16 protein-coding genes and 1 pseudogene are annotated in these 14,502 nt (G+C 66.3%); 14 read left to right on the forward strand and 3 right to left on the reverse strand.

What is annotated here, in order from left to right:
- The first annotated feature begins 465 nt into the window (after positions 1 to 465).
- The 10 genes and pseudogenes from DK261_RS20335 to madM all read left to right on the forward strand — a co-directional run bounded on the left by DK261_RS20335 (position 466) and on the right by madM (position 8,170).
- Positions 466 to 725: pseudogene (locus DK261_RS20335) on the forward strand (hypothetical protein).
- Positions 726 to 873: 148 nt separating this feature from the next.
- Complete coding sequence (gene mdcA, locus DK261_RS20340; RefSeq protein WP_016704260.1) at positions 874 to 2,544, forward strand: malonate decarboxylase subunit alpha; 1,671 nt, start codon at positions 874 to 876, stop codon at positions 2,542 to 2,544.
- The gene (locus tag DK261_RS20345) at positions 2,545 to 3,420 is read left to right on the forward strand and encodes a triphosphoribosyl-dephospho-CoA synthase (RefSeq protein ID WP_110176226.1); all 876 of its coding nucleotides are present in this window, start codon (positions 2,545 to 2,547) and stop codon (positions 3,418 to 3,420) included.
- A complete protein-coding gene (locus tag DK261_RS20350; RefSeq protein WP_007932573.1) occupies positions 3,420 to 3,719 on the forward strand; it encodes a malonate decarboxylase subunit delta in 300 nt (99 codons plus the stop codon). Before DK261_RS20345 ends, DK261_RS20350 begins: the two co-directional genes overlap by 1 nt.
- Positions 3,712 to 4,560, forward strand: coding sequence for a biotin-independent malonate decarboxylase subunit beta (locus DK261_RS20355; RefSeq protein ID WP_041984910.1), 849 nt, complete (start codon positions 3,712 to 3,714; stop codon positions 4,558 to 4,560). Before DK261_RS20350 ends, DK261_RS20355 begins: the two co-directional genes overlap by 8 nt.
- Positions 4,557 to 5,363: a biotin-independent malonate decarboxylase subunit gamma gene (mdcE, locus tag DK261_RS20360; protein ID WP_177411724.1), complete on the forward strand. Its 807-nt coding sequence runs from the start codon at positions 4,557 to 4,559 to the stop codon at positions 5,361 to 5,363. Before DK261_RS20355 ends, mdcE begins: the two co-directional genes overlap by 4 nt.
- Positions 5,364 to 5,368: 5 nt before the next feature.
- On the forward strand, positions 5,369 to 5,989 hold the full coding sequence (locus tag DK261_RS20365) for a malonate decarboxylase holo-ACP synthase (RefSeq protein WP_028684172.1): 621 nt from the start codon (positions 5,369 to 5,371) through the stop codon (positions 5,987 to 5,989).
- Complete coding sequence (gene mdcH / locus DK261_RS20370) at positions 5,986 to 6,921, forward strand: malonate decarboxylase subunit epsilon (protein ID WP_110176228.1); 936 nt, start codon at positions 5,986 to 5,988, stop codon at positions 6,919 to 6,921. The genes DK261_RS20365 and mdcH overlap by 4 nt, the downstream gene beginning before the upstream one ends.
- A gap of 66 nt (positions 6,922 to 6,987) precedes the next feature.
- Positions 6,988 to 7,404, forward strand: a complete 417-nt coding sequence (gene madL, locus DK261_RS20375) for a malonate transporter subunit MadL (protein ID WP_028684174.1) — start codon at positions 6,988 to 6,990, stop codon at positions 7,402 to 7,404.
- A gap of 1 nt (position 7,405) precedes the next feature.
- Complete coding sequence (gene madM, locus DK261_RS20380; protein ID WP_009051296.1) at positions 7,406 to 8,170, forward strand: malonate transporter subunit MadM; 765 nt, start codon at positions 7,406 to 7,408, stop codon at positions 8,168 to 8,170.
- Between the two features lie 101 nt (positions 8,171 to 8,271).
- Here the strand turns inward: madM and DK261_RS20385 are convergent, their stop codons facing one another.
- Positions 8,272 to 9,189 (reverse strand): LysR substrate-binding domain-containing protein, encoded by a 918-nt coding sequence (locus DK261_RS20385; protein WP_009051295.1) that lies wholly within the window; start codon positions 9,187 to 9,189, stop codon positions 8,272 to 8,274.
- 154 nt (positions 9,190 to 9,343) lie between these two features.
- On the opposite strand from DK261_RS20385, the gene DK261_RS20390 reads away from it, so the two are divergent.
- On the forward strand, positions 9,344 to 9,961 hold the full coding sequence (locus tag DK261_RS20390) for a hemolysin III family protein (RefSeq protein ID WP_053281257.1): 618 nt from the start codon (positions 9,344 to 9,346) through the stop codon (positions 9,959 to 9,961).
- 116 nt (positions 9,962 to 10,077) lie between these two features.
- Here DK261_RS20390 and DK261_RS20395 read toward each other — a convergent pair whose 3' ends face one another.
- Complete coding sequence (locus DK261_RS20395; protein WP_009051293.1) at positions 10,078 to 10,992, reverse strand: LysR family transcriptional regulator; 915 nt, start codon at positions 10,990 to 10,992, stop codon at positions 10,078 to 10,080.
- Positions 10,993 to 11,098: 106 nt separating this feature from the next.
- On the opposite strand from DK261_RS20395, the gene DK261_RS20400 reads away from it, so the two are divergent.
- The 3 genes from DK261_RS20400 to DK261_RS20410 are packed head-to-tail and all read left to right on the forward strand — an operon-like array spanning position 11,099 to position 13,648.
- On the forward strand, positions 11,099 to 12,340 hold the full coding sequence (locus tag DK261_RS20400; RefSeq protein ID WP_016704252.1) for a D-amino acid dehydrogenase: 1,242 nt from the start codon (positions 11,099 to 11,101) through the stop codon (positions 12,338 to 12,340).
- 27 nt (positions 12,341 to 12,367) lie between these two features.
- Positions 12,368 to 12,718, forward strand: a complete 351-nt coding sequence (locus tag DK261_RS20405; protein ID WP_009051291.1) for a RidA family protein — start codon at positions 12,368 to 12,370, stop codon at positions 12,716 to 12,718.
- A gap of 27 nt (positions 12,719 to 12,745) precedes the next feature.
- On the forward strand, positions 12,746 to 13,648 hold the full coding sequence (locus tag DK261_RS20410; RefSeq protein WP_016704251.1) for a transporter substrate-binding domain-containing protein: 903 nt from the start codon (positions 12,746 to 12,748) through the stop codon (positions 13,646 to 13,648).
- 107 nt (positions 13,649 to 13,755) lie between these two features.
- Here the strand turns inward: DK261_RS20410 and DK261_RS20415 are convergent, their stop codons facing one another.
- Entirely contained in the window at positions 13,756 to 14,475 is a 720-nt protein-coding gene (locus tag DK261_RS20415; RefSeq protein ID WP_110176229.1) for a 16S rRNA (uracil(1498)-N(3))-methyltransferase, read from the reverse strand.
- Positions 14,476 to 14,502: the final 27 nt, after the last annotated feature.

A 14,502-nucleotide genomic window follows, 5' to 3' on the forward strand; every position in this document is an offset into this window, starting at 1 on the left:
GGAACGAAGCCTCCCGATGGGGCGGGTAGATCAAGATCAAAAGCCAAAGCCAAAGCCAAAGCCAAACGCGACCTGCCGGTCGGCGCGAAACCCTGTAGCCGCTGCCGAGCCTGCGAGGCTGCGATCGACTGCGCAGCAGGCGCAGGGTTTTGAGACCGCTGGAGGACCTTCGGTCCTATCGCAGCCTCGCCATGGCTCGGCAGCGGCTACACGGGGGCTGGGGTATTAACAGAGATTTCAGTCGTAGAGAGTGGCAACAGTTTGCCGATTGCTGGGAGACGTATCAGGACTCCATAGTCCGGGCTGTCACCGACGCATCGGTGGCCGATCTTAGCCGGTCGAATTTGTTCACGGACCTATAGACGTCTCCGAAGACGGGGCTGTCTTTTCTCACTTACGGTCATGCACAGACAAGTATGGAACTGCTGTTTAACCTGTTTCTCGACCGGCCAAGGAGCTAGACCCATGACTGAGTTCATCCCGCTACACAGCAATCTCACCACCACCCCGGTGCTCTACCTCAACCCCAACGCCCCGGCATCCGACCTGCACGGCTGTGCCGTCCAGCGCTTCAAGGCCACCCGCGACTGATGCACAGTCTCAATTGCTTGAGCCTCAAGGGTGTTCACGACCAGGACATGCATCACATCGTCAATGCGGCCCATCTGCTGTTGCAGGATGGCTGCGATGCGTTGGATGCATTGCAGTGGCGGCTCGAAGGTTAAGCGCAAGGTTGTTTATGGGGCGTGGGTGGGAAGGCCTGCGCCCTTCGATCATTACCCTCACCGTAACGATCCACCACTCTGCTTGATTGATGCTACGCATCCTCCGCTCCTAAGGTAGCTGCCACGACAGCGAACCCGTGGAGTGAGCATGACAACAACAATATCCCCCGACTCGCGCTGGACGCGGCGGCGCGCTGAAAAGCAGCGGCGTCTCGAGCAGGTGCGGGGTCTCGCCGATGGCGCGGTGTTGCCCACCGACAAGATAGTCGCGGCGCTGGAGGCGTTGATTCTGCCCGGCGACCGTGTGGTGCTGGAGGGCAACAACCAGAAGCAGGCGGACTTCCTGTCCCGCTCCCTGGCCAAGGCCGACCCGGGCCGCTTGCATGATCTGCACATGATCATGCCCAGCGTCGGCCGCTCGGAGCACCTGGACCTGTTCGAACGCGGCATCGCCCGCAAGCTCGATTTCTCCTTCGCCGGCACCCAGAGCCTGCGCATCAGCCAGCTGCTGGAAGACGGCCTGCTGGAAATCGGCGCGATCCATACCTACATCGAGCTCTATGCGCGGTTGGTGGTGGACCTGATCCCCAACGTGGTGCTCTCGGCCGGCTTTATGGCCGACCGCGCGGGCAACATCTATACCGGCCCGAGCACCGAAGACACCCCGGCGCTGATCGAGCCGGCGGCGTTCAGCGATGGCATCGTCATCGTCCAGGTCAACCAGTTGGTGGACGACGTCAGCGAGTTGCCGCGGGTGGATATCCCGGCGTCCTGGGTCGATTTCGTGGTGGTGGCCGACAAGCCGTTCTACATCGAGCCGCTGTTCACCCGCGACCCGCGCCATATCAAGCCGGTGCACGTGCTGATGGCGATGATGGCAATCCGCGGCATCTACGAAAAACACAAGGTCCAGTCGCTGAACCACGGCATCGGCTTCAACACCGCGGCCATCGAGCTGATCCTGCCGACCTACGGCGAATCCCTGGGCCTGAAAGGCAAGATCTGCCGCAACTGGACCCTCAACCCCCATCCGACCCTGATCCCGGCCATCGAAAGCGGCTGGGTGGAAAGCGTGCATTGCTTCGGTACCGAACTGGGCATGGAAAACTACATCGCCGCGCGGCCGGATGTGTTCTTCACCGGGCGCGACGGCTCGTTGCGCTCCAACCGGATGTTCTGCCAGCTGGCCGGGCAATACGCGGTGGACCTGTTTATCGGCGCCACCCTGCAGGTCGATGGCGATGGCCATTCCTCCACCGTGACCCGCGGCCGCCTGGCCGGTTTCGGCGGTGCGCCGAACATGGGCCACGATCCTCGCGGCCGGCGCCACGGTACTCCGGCCTGGCTCGACATGCGCCATGACGACTCGCCGCAACCGATGCTCGAACGCGGCAAGAAGCTGGTGGTGCAGATGGTCGAGACCTTCCAGGAAGGCGGCAAACCCACCTTTGTCGAAACCCTCGACGCCGTGGAAGTGGCACGCAAGAGCGGCATGCCCCTGGCGCCGATCATGATCTACGGCGACGACGTCACCCACCTGCTGACCGAGGAGGGCATCGCCTACCTGTACAAGGCGCGTTCCCTGGAAGAGCGCCAGGCGATGATCGCGGCGGTGGCCGGGGTGACCGCCATCGGCCTGCGCCACAACCCGAAAGACACCGCGCGCATGCGCCGCGAAGGCCTGATCGCCCTGCCCGAAGACCTCGGCATCCGCCGCACCGACGCCAGCCGCGAGCTGCTGGCGGCAAAAAGCGTCGCCGATCTGGTGGAGTGGTCGGGTGGCCTGTACAACCCGCCCGCCAAGTTCAGGAGCTGGTAAATGCACGCCTTCAACCTGCAAAGCAAACCCCTGAGCCTGGCCGAGCGCCTGGCGGACCTGGCGGTGGACGCGCTGATCGACGAAGCCGACCTGTCGCCGAAACCGGCCCTGGTCGACCGTCGTGGTAACGGCGCCCACAGCGACCTGCACCTGGGCTTGATGCATGCCTCGGCCCTGTCGCTGTGGCCAGCCTTCAAGGAAATGGCCGAAGCCGCCAGCCAGTTCGGCACGGTCGGCCTGCCCCTGCGCGAGGCCCTGGGTCGCATCGGCCGTGAAGGCGAAGCGGCGATGCTCGCTACCACCAACGGGGTGAACACCCATCGTGGCGCGATCTGGGCCCTGGGCCTGTTGGTGGCCGCCGCCGCGCTGGAACCTCAAGCCAACACGGCAGGCGCCCTGTGCCTGCGGGCCGCGCGCCTGGCGCTGCTGGACGACCGTTACGCGCCGCGGCCCCTCAGCCACGGCGCGCAAGTGGCGCTGCGCTATGGCGTGCGTGGCGCCCGCGAAGAAGCCCAGCTGGGCTTTCCGGCGGTGCTGCAACGGGGCCTGCCGCAACTCGAACGCAGCCGTGCCCAGGGGCATGGCGAACAGAACGCCCGGCTCGATGCGCTGCTGGCGATCATGACCGGCCTGGCCGACACCTGCGTTTTGTATCGCGCCGGTGAGGAAGGCCTGCAGGCCATGCAACAGGGCGCCCAGGCGGTGCTCGACGCTGGCGGCAGCGCCAGCCTGGCCGGGCGTCGCCGCCTGCATGAGCTGGACCAGTGCCTGCTGGCCTTGAATGCCTCGCCCGGTGGCGCTGCGGACTTGCTCGCGGCCTGCCTGCTGATCGACCGGATCGCCTCCGGCGCCGCCTTTATCCAGGGAGCAGTGTGATGGAAACCTTGTCTTTCGAATTTCCCGCCGGGCAACCCGCCCGGGGCCGGGCGCTGGTGGGCTGTGTCGGCTCCGGCGACCTGGAAGTGCTGCTCGAACCCGGGCAACCCGGCAAGCTGAGCATTCAGGTGCAGACCTCGGTCAACGGTAGCGCGTCGCGCTGGCAGCATCTGTTCGAGCGCATGTTCGACGGCCAGACGCCGCCGGCCCTGAGCATCGATATCCATGATTTTGGCGCCACCCCCGGCGTGGTGCGCTTGCGCCTGGAGCAGGGTTTCGAGGAGATCGGCCATGACTGACAGCGCCCGTTTGCTCAACAAACACAGCTTCGTCGAACTCGGCGCCCGGCAGCGGGCCAAGGCCTTGCTGGACGCTGGCAGCTTTCGCGAATTGCTCGATCCGTTCCAGCGCGTCATGTCGCCGTGGCTGGCCCGCCAGGGCGTGGTGCCCCAGGCCGATGACGGTGTGGTGATCGCCAAGGGCCGCATCGACGGCCTGCCGGTGGTGATCGCCGCCATCGAAGGCGCGTTCCAGGGCGGCAGCCTCGGCGAGGTCGGTGGGGCGAAGATTGCCGGCGCCCTGGAGCTGGCGGCCGAAGACAACCGCAAGGGCATTCCTACCCGCGCCGTGTTGCTGCTGGAAACCGGCGGCGTGCGCCTGCAGGAAGCCAACCTTGGGCTGGCGGCGATTGCCGACATTCATGCGGCCATCGTCGACCTGCGCCAGTACCAGCCGGTGATAGGCGTGGTGGCCGGCAGCGTCGGCTGTTTTGGCGGCATGTCGATTGCCGCCGGGCTGTGCAGTTATCTGCTGGTGACCCAGGAGGCGCGGCTGGGCCTCAACGGCCCGCAGGTGATCGAGCAGGAAGCTGGCCTCGAGGAATACGACTCCCGCGACCGGCCCTTTATCTGGAGCCTGACCGGCGGCGAGCAGCGTTTCGCCAGCGGCCTGGCGGACCGTTATGTGGCCGACGACGTGGCGCAGATCCGCCAACAGGTCGGCGAACTGCTGGCCCAGGGGTTGCCCGACGAGCAGCGCAGCCGCCAGGCCGAGTTGTACCTGCAACGCCTGGCCCGGCTGGACGCCCACCCACAGATCGACCCGGCGACGGTTCGCCAGCTGTACCGAGGAGACCACTGATGAGTGTTTATTCCCTGCGGGGCCTGCATTGGTTCACGGCCCTGAGCGCGGGCGCCGCCCCGGTAGCGGGTTTGCCCGCCTCGTTGAAAGTGGCGGATGCCACGCTGGAGCAGCAGCCGGTGCGCTTTATCGCCGTGGTCGCCGACCCGGCCAACCCTTTTGTGCGCGCCCGCAACGGTGAGGTCGGCCTGCTGGAGGGTTGGGGCCTGGCCAAGGCGGTGGACGAGGCGATCGAGGCCGACCGCGAGCAGAGCGTCAAGCGTGGGCTGATCGCCATAGTCGATGTGCCGAGCCAGGCCTATGGGCGTCGCGAAGAAGCCTTGGGCATTCATCAGGCCCTGGCCGCGGCCGCCGACAGTTATGCCCGGGCCCGGCTGGCCGGGCATCCGGTGATCGGCCTGCTGGTGGGCAAGGCCATGTCCGGGGCCTTCCTGGCCCACGGTTACCAGGCCAACCGCCTGATCGCCCTGCGCGATCCGGGGGTGATGGTGCACGCCATGGGCAAGGTGTCGGCGGCGCGGGTCACCCTGCGCAGCGTCGAGGAACTGGAGGCCCTGGCCGCCAGCGTGCCGCCCATGGCCTATGACATCGACAGCTATGCCAGCCTTGGTCTGCTCTGGGAGACGCTCTCGGTCAGTCAGATCGAACAACCGACCGCTGACGATCTGGCCCAGGTGCGGCAGTGCCTGAGCCAGGCGATTGCCGATGTGCGTACCCATGGCCGCGATCTGTCGGGCCGCCTGGGGGCCAGCAATCGCGGCGCTTCCAGCCGGGTCCGCCAGCTGTTGCGCGAGCAGTGGTGAGCGCCATGACCAGCGCCTTGCTGCCCCATGACCTGCTGTGGGGCCTGACCCCGCAACAGTTGCCCGCCGATGCCCCGGCCTGGGCGGTGACGGCCATGGCTGCCGGGCAACCGGTGGTGGTGCGTCGTGCGGTGGCCGCGGCCGGGCAGGTGGCGGTGGGCGTGCGTGGGCGGCTGCGCGAGCAGCGCTACGGGACGCTGATGGCGGTGGCGGCCATCGAGCGCCGGGTGCGGCCGGAAGAGCTGCGTTATGTCGAGTCGGAGCGGGCCTGGCCAGCGCTCCAGGCACTGGCCCGGTTGCGTGAACCTTTGGATGCCCTTGGCCTCGCCTGGGGTGTCAGCGGCAGCGCCGGTTTTGAACTGGCCAGCGGCGTGCCGGCGCTGCATCGGCAGAGCGACCTGGACCTGATCCTGCGCACTGCGCAGCCCATGGACCGGGCCGAGGCCCGGGCATTGCTGGCACTGCTCGACGCCGCCGTTTGCCCGGTGGACCTGCAATTGCAGACGCCCAACGGCGCCGTGGCTCTGCGCGAGTGGGCCGGGACTTCGGCGCGGGTGCTGCTGAAAAGCGCCAGTGGCGCGCGTCTGGTCAGCGATCCGTGGCAGGCCCTGGAGCCGGTGGCGTGAGCAGCCTACTGGTGTTTCCAGGCCAGGGCGCGCAGCAGCCGGGAATGTTGCATCGCCTGCCGCCCAGCGCCCTGGCGGACGCCTGCCTGCGACAGGCCAGCGAAGTCTTGGGCGAGGATGCCCTGGCCCTGGATTCGCCCCAGGCCCTGGCGAGTACCCGGGCGGTGCAGCTGTGCCTGCTGATCGCCGGCGTGGCCAATGCCCGGGTGCTGCTGGAAAATGGACCGGGCGCGGATTACGTGGCGGGCCTGTCGATTGGCGCCTATCCCGCCGCGGTGGTGGCCGGGGCCCTGGATTTTGGCGATGCGCTGCGTCTGGTCAGCCTGCGCGGCGAGCTGATGCAGCAGGCCTATCCACAGGGTTATGGCATGACCGCGATCATCGGCCTGGAACTGGCGACGGTGGAGGCCTTGCTGGCCCGGGTGCACAGCCCGGACAACCCGGTGTACCTGGCCAATATCAATGCCGATAGCCAGGTGGTGATCGCCGGCAGCGATGCCGCCATGGCCCAGGTCGCCGAGCTGGCCCGGAGTTGCGGTGTCGGGGTGGCCAAGCGCCTGGCGGTCAGCGTGCCGTCCCATTGCCCGCTGCTGGAGCAGCCGGCCCAGGTCCTGGCCGTGGCCTTCTCCAGGGTGACGCTGCAGCCGCCGCGCCTGGGTTACCTGAGCGGCAGCCGCGCGCGGCCGCTGCGCACGCCAGAGCAGTTGCGCGACGACCTGGCCTTCAACATGTGCCGGGTGGTGGATTGGAGCGGCACCGTGCAAAGCGCCTACGAGCGCGGCGTGCGGCTACAGATCGAACTGCCGCCCGGTGCGGTGTTGACCGCTCTGGCGCGCCGGGTGTTCGAGCAAGGCACCGTGATTGCCTGTGACGGTGCCCGGCTCGACACCCTGCAAGCGCTGTTGCGTGAGGAGGGAAGCCGCCAACCCTAGACACCGACTCAAGCTGGCGAAGCACAAGAACAACAACTTCGACGATGCACTTTGAGGACTACAACAATGATTATTTACGGTGTGGCGCTGCTGGCGATCTGTACGCTGGCAGGGGTGATTATCGGTGACATGCTCGGCGTCCTGCTGGGGGTGAAATCCAACGTCGGCGGGGTGGGCATCGCCATGATCCTGCTGATCTGCGCGCGGCTGTGGATGCACAGGCACGGTGGCATGACCAAGGACTGTGAGATGGGCGTCGGCTTCTGGGGCGCCATGTACATCCCGGTGGTGGTGGCCATGGCCGCGCAACAGAACGTGGTGACCGCCCTGCACGGCGGCCCGGTGGCGGTACTGGCGGCCATCGGTTCGGTGCTGCTCTGTGGTGGCACCATCGCCCTGATTAGCCGCACCAACAAAGGCGAACCGTTGCCGGACGAACCGGACAGTGTCGCCCCTGGCGCCGCTGCGGCAGGGGGACGCTGATATGTGGGATCTGATCGAGAAAGGCCTGGAACACAACGGCCTGGTCACCGCCTTCGCCTTCGTCGGCGTGATCATGTGGGTCTCGGTGCTGCTGTCCAAGCGCCTGACGTTCGGCCGGGTACACGGTTCGGCCATCGCCATCGTCATCGGCCTTGTGCTGGCCTGGGTCGGCGGCACCATCACCGGTGGGCAAAAGGGCCTGGCGGACCTGGCGCTGTTCTCCGGCATCGGCCTGATGGGCGGCGCCATGCTGCGGGACTTCGCGATTGTCGCCACGGCCTTCGAAGTGCAGGCCACCGAGGCGCGCAAGGCCGGGATGATCGGCGCCATCGCGCTGTTTCTCGGCACGGTGCTGCCGTTCATTGTCGGCGCGAGCATCGCCTGGGCCTTCGGCTATCGCGATGCGGTGAGCATGACCACCATCGGCGCCGGCGCGGTGACCTACATTGTCGGCCCGGTGACCGGGGCGGCGATCGGCGCCAGTTCCGATGTGGTGGCGCTGTCCATCGCCACGGGGCTGATCAAGGCGATCCTGGTGATGGTCGGCACGCCCATGGCGGCGCGCTGGATGGGCCTGGACAACCCGCGTTCGGCGATGGTCTTCGGTGGCCTGGCCGGCACCGTCAGCGGGGTGACCGCGGGCCTGGCGGCGACCGACCGGCGCCTGGTGCCCTACGGCGCGCTGACCGCGACCTTCCATACCGGGCTGGGTTGCCTGCTCGGGCCTTCGTTGCTGTTCTTCATCGTGCGTGGGTTGGTGGGGTAGGGCGGCTGGCCTCATCGCGAGCAAGCTCGCTCCTACAGGTACGGTGTGATCCCCTGTAGGAGCGAGCTTGCTCGCGATAGCGTTCTTGTAAACACCGCGCGTTATGTGTCTTGCCGATTGGCATACATCCGGCACTCCGCCAGCAACGCCAGCAGGTTCGGGTCGCGCTCCTTGGCCTTGAGGAATACCACGCCGATATGCTGTTGCAGCCGGTAGCGCGCCTGCAGCGGAATCAGTTTCACGCGGTTTTCGTACACCGCGGCAATCCTTCCCGGCAGCAGGGCATAGCCCACCCCCGAGCTGACCATGCTCAGCAGGGTGAAGATGTCGTTGACCTGCATCGCCACCTTCGGCTCGAACCCCGCCTGCTTGAACACCCGCACGCCGTCCTGATGGGTGGCGAAACCCTGGGTCAGGGTGATGAAGGTCGCGTCGCGCACATCGCTGAGGTCGACTTCCGCCTGCTGGGCGAACGGCGAATCGGCCGGCGTGGCGAGGAAGATGTCGTCGGAAAACAGCGGGATCTGCTCGCAGTCCGGGTCACTGACGCTGTCGTCCAGCGATACCAGGATCGCGTCGACTTCCATGTTCTTCAGCTTGTACAACAGGTCGATGTTGGAACCGAGGATCAGGTCGATATTCAGCTCGCTGCGGCGCAGTTTCAGGCCCATGATCAGCTGCGGCACGGTCTTCACCGTCAATGAATACAGGGAGCCGAGCTTGAAGCGCTCCGCCGAGAACCCGGCGGCTTCGCGGGTCAGGCGCACGCTTTCGAGCACGTCCTGGATCAGCTTCTGTGCCCGTTCTTCGAGGACGAAGGCGCTCTCCAGCGGCGTCAGGTTGCGTCCTTCATGCTTGAACAGCGGGCAGCGCAGGGCGCTTTCCAGGGAGTGAATGGCCCGGTGCACGCTGACATTGCTGGTCTGCAACTCGGCGGCGGCGCGCGCCAGGTTGCCGGTGCGCATGAACGCCAGAAACACTTCGAGCTTTTTCAGGGTCAACTCTTCATCGATCAGCATGATGGGCGCTCTTATTCGAATGCTCCGATTGTGCCTGCCGGGTCATGACTTGGCTGGAGGTTTTTTCGTCCATAGCTTTATTCGCAAACATTGCGCTTTCAGGCTATAGGCCTGAGCCTTGCGCAGATTTTCCGCCTTGGGAGGTGAGTGACACATGTATCACGGGGAAAGACTCAACGCCTGGACGCATCTGGTGGGAGCGATTGCGGCACTGGTCGGGGGAATCTGGCTGCTGGTGTTGGCCAGCCTCGACGGCAGCCCGTGGAAAATCGTCAGCGTGGCGATCTACGGCTTCACCTTGCTGGTGCTGTACAGCGCCTCGACCCTGTACCACAGCGTGCGCGGGCGGGCGAAAAGCATCATGCAGAAGGTCGATCACTTCTCGATCTACCTGCTGATCGCCGGCAGCTATACGCCGTTCTGCCTGGTGACCCTGCGCGGGCCCTGGGGCTGGACGCTGTTTGGGATCGTCTGGGGGCTGGCGCTGATCGGCATCCTGCAGGAGATCAAGCCGCGCTCCGAGGCGCGCATCCTGTCCATCGTGATCTACGCGGTGATGGGCTGGATCGTGCTGGTGGCGGTCAAGCCGCTGCTGGCGGCCCTGGGCCCCGCCGGCTTTGCCTGGCTGGCCTCGGGCGGGGTGCTCTACACCGTCGGCATCATCTTCTTCGCCCTCGACAGCCGTTTGCGCCACGCCCACGGGATCTGGCACCTGTTCGTGATCGCCGGCAGTTTGCTGCACTTTGTGGCGATCTTTTTCTACGTGTTGTGACGGGCGACCGCGTTATCGTTCATCGCGAGCAAGCTCGCTCCTACAGGTACGAGGTGCTTCTGTAGGAGCAGCCGGTCGACGCTCGATTGCTCGCGACAAGGCCCGGTAGGGCCGCCTCAATCCCCGGTCATCAACCGATCCAGCTGTTCCTGCGCCCGGCCGCCGAAGATCTCCAGCAGGCTGCTCAAGGTATGGGGAAGCGCCTCCGCCGCGCGGGTCACGGCATACAGGGTGATCGGCAGCGCCGGGGTCAGCGGGCGAATCGCGGTGCTGGCGGGGGAGGCGCCTAGGGCGGTGAAGGGGTCGATCACCGCCAGCCCGGCCCCGGATTCGACCATGGCCCGGGCCAGGGAGTAGGTCTGCACGGCAATGCTGACCCGGGGCGCCGGCTCCACGGCTTTCAGGTAACCGTCGAGTTTCGCCGCCAGCGGGTCGGCGCTGGACAGGCCGATCAAGGGCGCCCCCGCCAATTCCATCAAGGGCAGCGGGGTGCCCCTGGCCGCCTGGGGCCAGTAATCCAGCGGCGCCAGCGCCACCAGCACCCCGCTGGCCAGGGCCTGGGCGGTCAGCCCCGGATGATCCGGGCGTTGCAGGGTCAGGGCCACATCGATCTCGCGCATCAGCAGGTTCTGCACCAGCTCCCGGCTGTGGGCGCTGGACAGCTCGCAGACGATGTCCGGGTAGCGTCGGGTCCACTGGTTGATGGCCGGCGGCAGCAAGGACAGGGCCAGCGCCGGCGTGGCGCCGATCCGCAGGCTGTGGCCCGGCTCGCGGCGCAGGCTCTGGGCCAGGCGTCGCACCCCTTGCAGGCTTTCGCTGACCTTGTCGACTTCGCGCTCCAGCTCCAGGGCTTCCGGGGTGGCCTGCAACTTGCCCTTGACCCGCAGGAACAGCGGGAACCCCAGCTGCTGCTCGGCGTGCTGCAAGACCTTGGTCACCGCTGGCTGGGAGACGTGCAGCAGTTGCGCCGCGCCGCTGATCGAGCCGGTCTGGCGGATGGCCTGGAAAATCTCGATATGGCGCAGTCGCATGATGATTCCATAACCTTTGTTTATGGGTGGTCCATCTTTATTCATTGTCCCGGGCCTGTCACCTGGTCCTAACCTGAAGCCCGCTCAACAAGGTTTAAGGACTGACATGGCACAGCGGGTTTGCATCATCGGCGGCGGGGTCATTGGCCTGGCCAGCGCCTACGCCCTGGTTCGCGAGGGGTTCGACGTCAGCCTGGTGGAGGCGCGCGAATCCTTCGCCAGCCAGACCAGCTTCGCCAACGGCGGCCAACTGTCGTACCGCTACGTGGCGCCGCTGGCCGATGCCGGCGTGCCCTGGCAGGCGCTGGGCTGGATGCTGCGGGGCGATTCGCCGCTGAAGCTGCGCCCGCGCCTGGACCCGGCGCAGTGGCGCTGGATGGCCGGGTTCCTGGCGGCCTGCCGCGGCTCGGTCAACCGGCGCAACGGTGCTCACCTGCTGCGCCTGGCGCTGCTGAGCCAGGCCACCTTGCAGCGCTGGCGCGAGGAGGATCGGCTCGAGGGTTTTCACTGGCGGCGTAACGGCAAGCTGGTGACTTTCCGCGAAACCGCCAGTTTCGAGCATGCCCGCCATGGACTGGCCGATCCGCGCCAGCAACAGGTGTTGTCCGCTGGCGAATGCGCACAACTGGAGCCGACCCTCGGCGGCGCGCCCTTTGTCGGCGGCATCTTCACCCCGGACGAAGAGGTGGCCGACTGTCACGCCTTCTGCCAGCAACTGGTGGCGCGGCTGCAGGCTTCCGGTCGCTGCCAGCTGCTGACGGGGCGCCAGGTCACCGGTATTCGTCAGGCGGGCGGCCAGGTGCAGGCCATCGAGCTGGGCGCCGAGGTGCTGGCGGTGGACCAACTGATACTCGCCGCCGGCCATCGCAGTGGCGAGCTGGCGCTGCCCGGGCTGAAGCTGCCGCTGTATCCACTCAAGGGCTACAGCCTCAGCGTGCCGATCGGCGCGGGGCACCGGGCGCCGGAGATCAGCATCACCGACTACAACCGCAAGATCGTCTACGCGCGGATCGGCCAGCAGCTGCGAGTGGCGGCCATGGTCGATATCGTCGGTTTCGACCCGTCCCTGGACCCCAAGCGCCTGGCCCTGATGCAGCGCCAGGCCCGGGAAACCTTCGCCAACGCTGGCGACTACGATGCCGCCATCGAGTGGGCCGGCATGCGCCCGGCGACCCCCAGCGGCGTACCGCTGATTGGCGCCACCGGCTACCGCAACCTGTGGCTCAACCTCGGCCACGGCGCCCTGGGGTTCACCCTGGCCTGTGGCAGCGGGCGGCTGTTGGCCGAGCTGATCGGCCAGCGCCGTCCTTCCATCGACATGCAGGGCCTCGCGCCCCATGCCGCCTGATTTCTTCCGCGTACAAGGAGTTGTCCCATGACCATCCAGCGTCTCCACAGCAATGACCGCCTCAGCGCTGTCGTGAGCTTTGCCGATCTGCTGTTCCTGTCCGGCCAGGTGCCGGGCCCGGCCACCGATGCCGCCGGCCAGACCCGCGAAGTGCTGGCGAAGATCGACGCCCTGCTGGCCGAGGCCGGCAGCGACAAGGATCATCTGCTCAGTGCGACCCTCTACCTGAAAGACATCCAGCAGGACTTTGCCGCGGTGAACGAGGTCTGGTCGGCCTGGCTGTCCCCGGGCCAGGCGCCGAGCCGCACCACCGTGCAGGCCGCGCTGGCGCGTCCGGAAATCCTGGTGGAAATCACTGTCATCGCGGTTCGCCGCTAACGCCTTCACCCACAACGGAGAATAACAATGCAAAAAATCACGTTGCTCGGCTGCACCCTGGGCCTGTTGCTCGGCTCCCCGCTGTACGCCAGCGAGGCGCCGCTGACCGGCACCCTGGGCAAGATCGCCAATGCCGGCAGTATTACCCTGGGTTATCGCGATGCGTCGGTGCCGTTTTCCTACGTGGGTGACAACAGCGGCAAACCCATGGGCTACTCGGTGGACCTGGCGAGCAAGGTCGTCGAGCGCATCCGCCACAAGCTGGCGCTGCCGCAACTGGCAGTGAAGTACAACCTGGTGACGTCGCAGACGCGCATTCCGCTGGTGCAGAACGGCACCGTGGACCTGGAATGCGGCTCCACCGGAGTGACCGCCGAACGGCAGAAGCAGGTGGCGTTTTCCTACGGCTTCATCTACGTCAAAGGCCAGTTGCTGACCGCCAGGGACAGCGGGATCAAGCGTTTCGCCGACCTGCGCGGCAAGAACGTGGTGACCACCGCCGGCACCACCAACGAGCGCTTCCTCAAGAGCTACAACGTCGAGCACAAGATCGACATGTTCGTGATCAGCGCCAAGGATCACGGCGAAGCCTTCCAGATGCTGCAATCGGGTCGCGCCGCGGCGTTCTACATGGACGACGCACTGCTCTACGGCGAACGGGCCAAGGCCCGCGATCCGCACAACTGGGTGGTGGTCGGCGAGGAGCAGTCGCGGGAAATCTACAGCTGCATGGTGCGCAAGGACGATCCGCAGTTCCTGGAACTGGTGAACAGCACCCTGGCGGACCTGTACCGCTCCGGGGAGATCAACGGGATCTACCAGCGCTGGTTCGAACAACCGATTCCACCCAAGGGCCTGAACCTGGAATTTCCGATGACCAGCGAGTTGAAGGCCATCATCGCCAAGCCGGTGAGCGATCCGGTGGAGTGATCGGCCCCTCCGTAGGAGCGAGCTTGCTCGCGATTGGATCGTCCGGACGTGGAAATTACGTTGGCTGAGTCCGTTTTTCGCGAGCAAGCTCGCTCCTACAGAAGGGGTTAGAAGTCGCCCCAGAGTTGCTGCGCCACGGCCAGCGCTACCACCGGCGCGGTTTCGGTGCGCAGCACCCGCGGGCCGAGGCGCGCCGGCAGGAAGCCCACGTCCTGGGCCTGGTCCACTTCGGTGTCGGACAAACCGCCTTCCGGGCCGATCAGGAATGCCAGGGTCGCAGGCTTGGCGTGGCTCACCAGCGGCTCGGCCACCGGGTGCAGCACCAGCTTGAGGTCGGCCTGGGTCTGCTTGATCCAGTCGGCCAGCAGCACTGGCGGATGAATCACCGGCACCCGCGAGCGCCCGCATTGTTCGCAGGCGCTGACAGCCACCTGGCGCCAGTGGGCCAGGCGCTTGTCGGCGCGTTCGTCCTTGAGCCGCACTTCGCAGCGCTCGCTGAAGATCGGGGTGATTTCATTCACTCCCAGCTCGGTAGCTTTCTGAATCGCCCAGTCCATGCGCTCGCCCCGGGACAGGCCCTGGCCGAGGTGGATCTGCAGCGGCGACTCGACCTGCCCGGCGAAGCTTTCATCGAGCCGGACCACCACGCGTTTCTTGCCGACTTCCAGCAGGGTGCCGCGAAATTCGTTGCCCGAACCGTCGAACAGCTGCAGCGCGTCGCCCTCGGCCATGCGCAGCACGCGCCCGATGTAGTGGGCCTGGGCTTCCGGCAGTTCGTGCTCGCCGAGGCTCAGGGGGGCGTCGATAAAGAAGCGGGACAGTCTCATGGTGGTTCTCTGGGGAAAATTCTGGAT

It is taken from the genome of Pseudomonas sp. RW409, from assembly GCF_003184125.1.
GTDB classification, from domain to species: Bacteria; Pseudomonadota; Gammaproteobacteria; order Pseudomonadales; family Pseudomonadaceae; genus Aquipseudomonas; species Aquipseudomonas chlororaphis_I.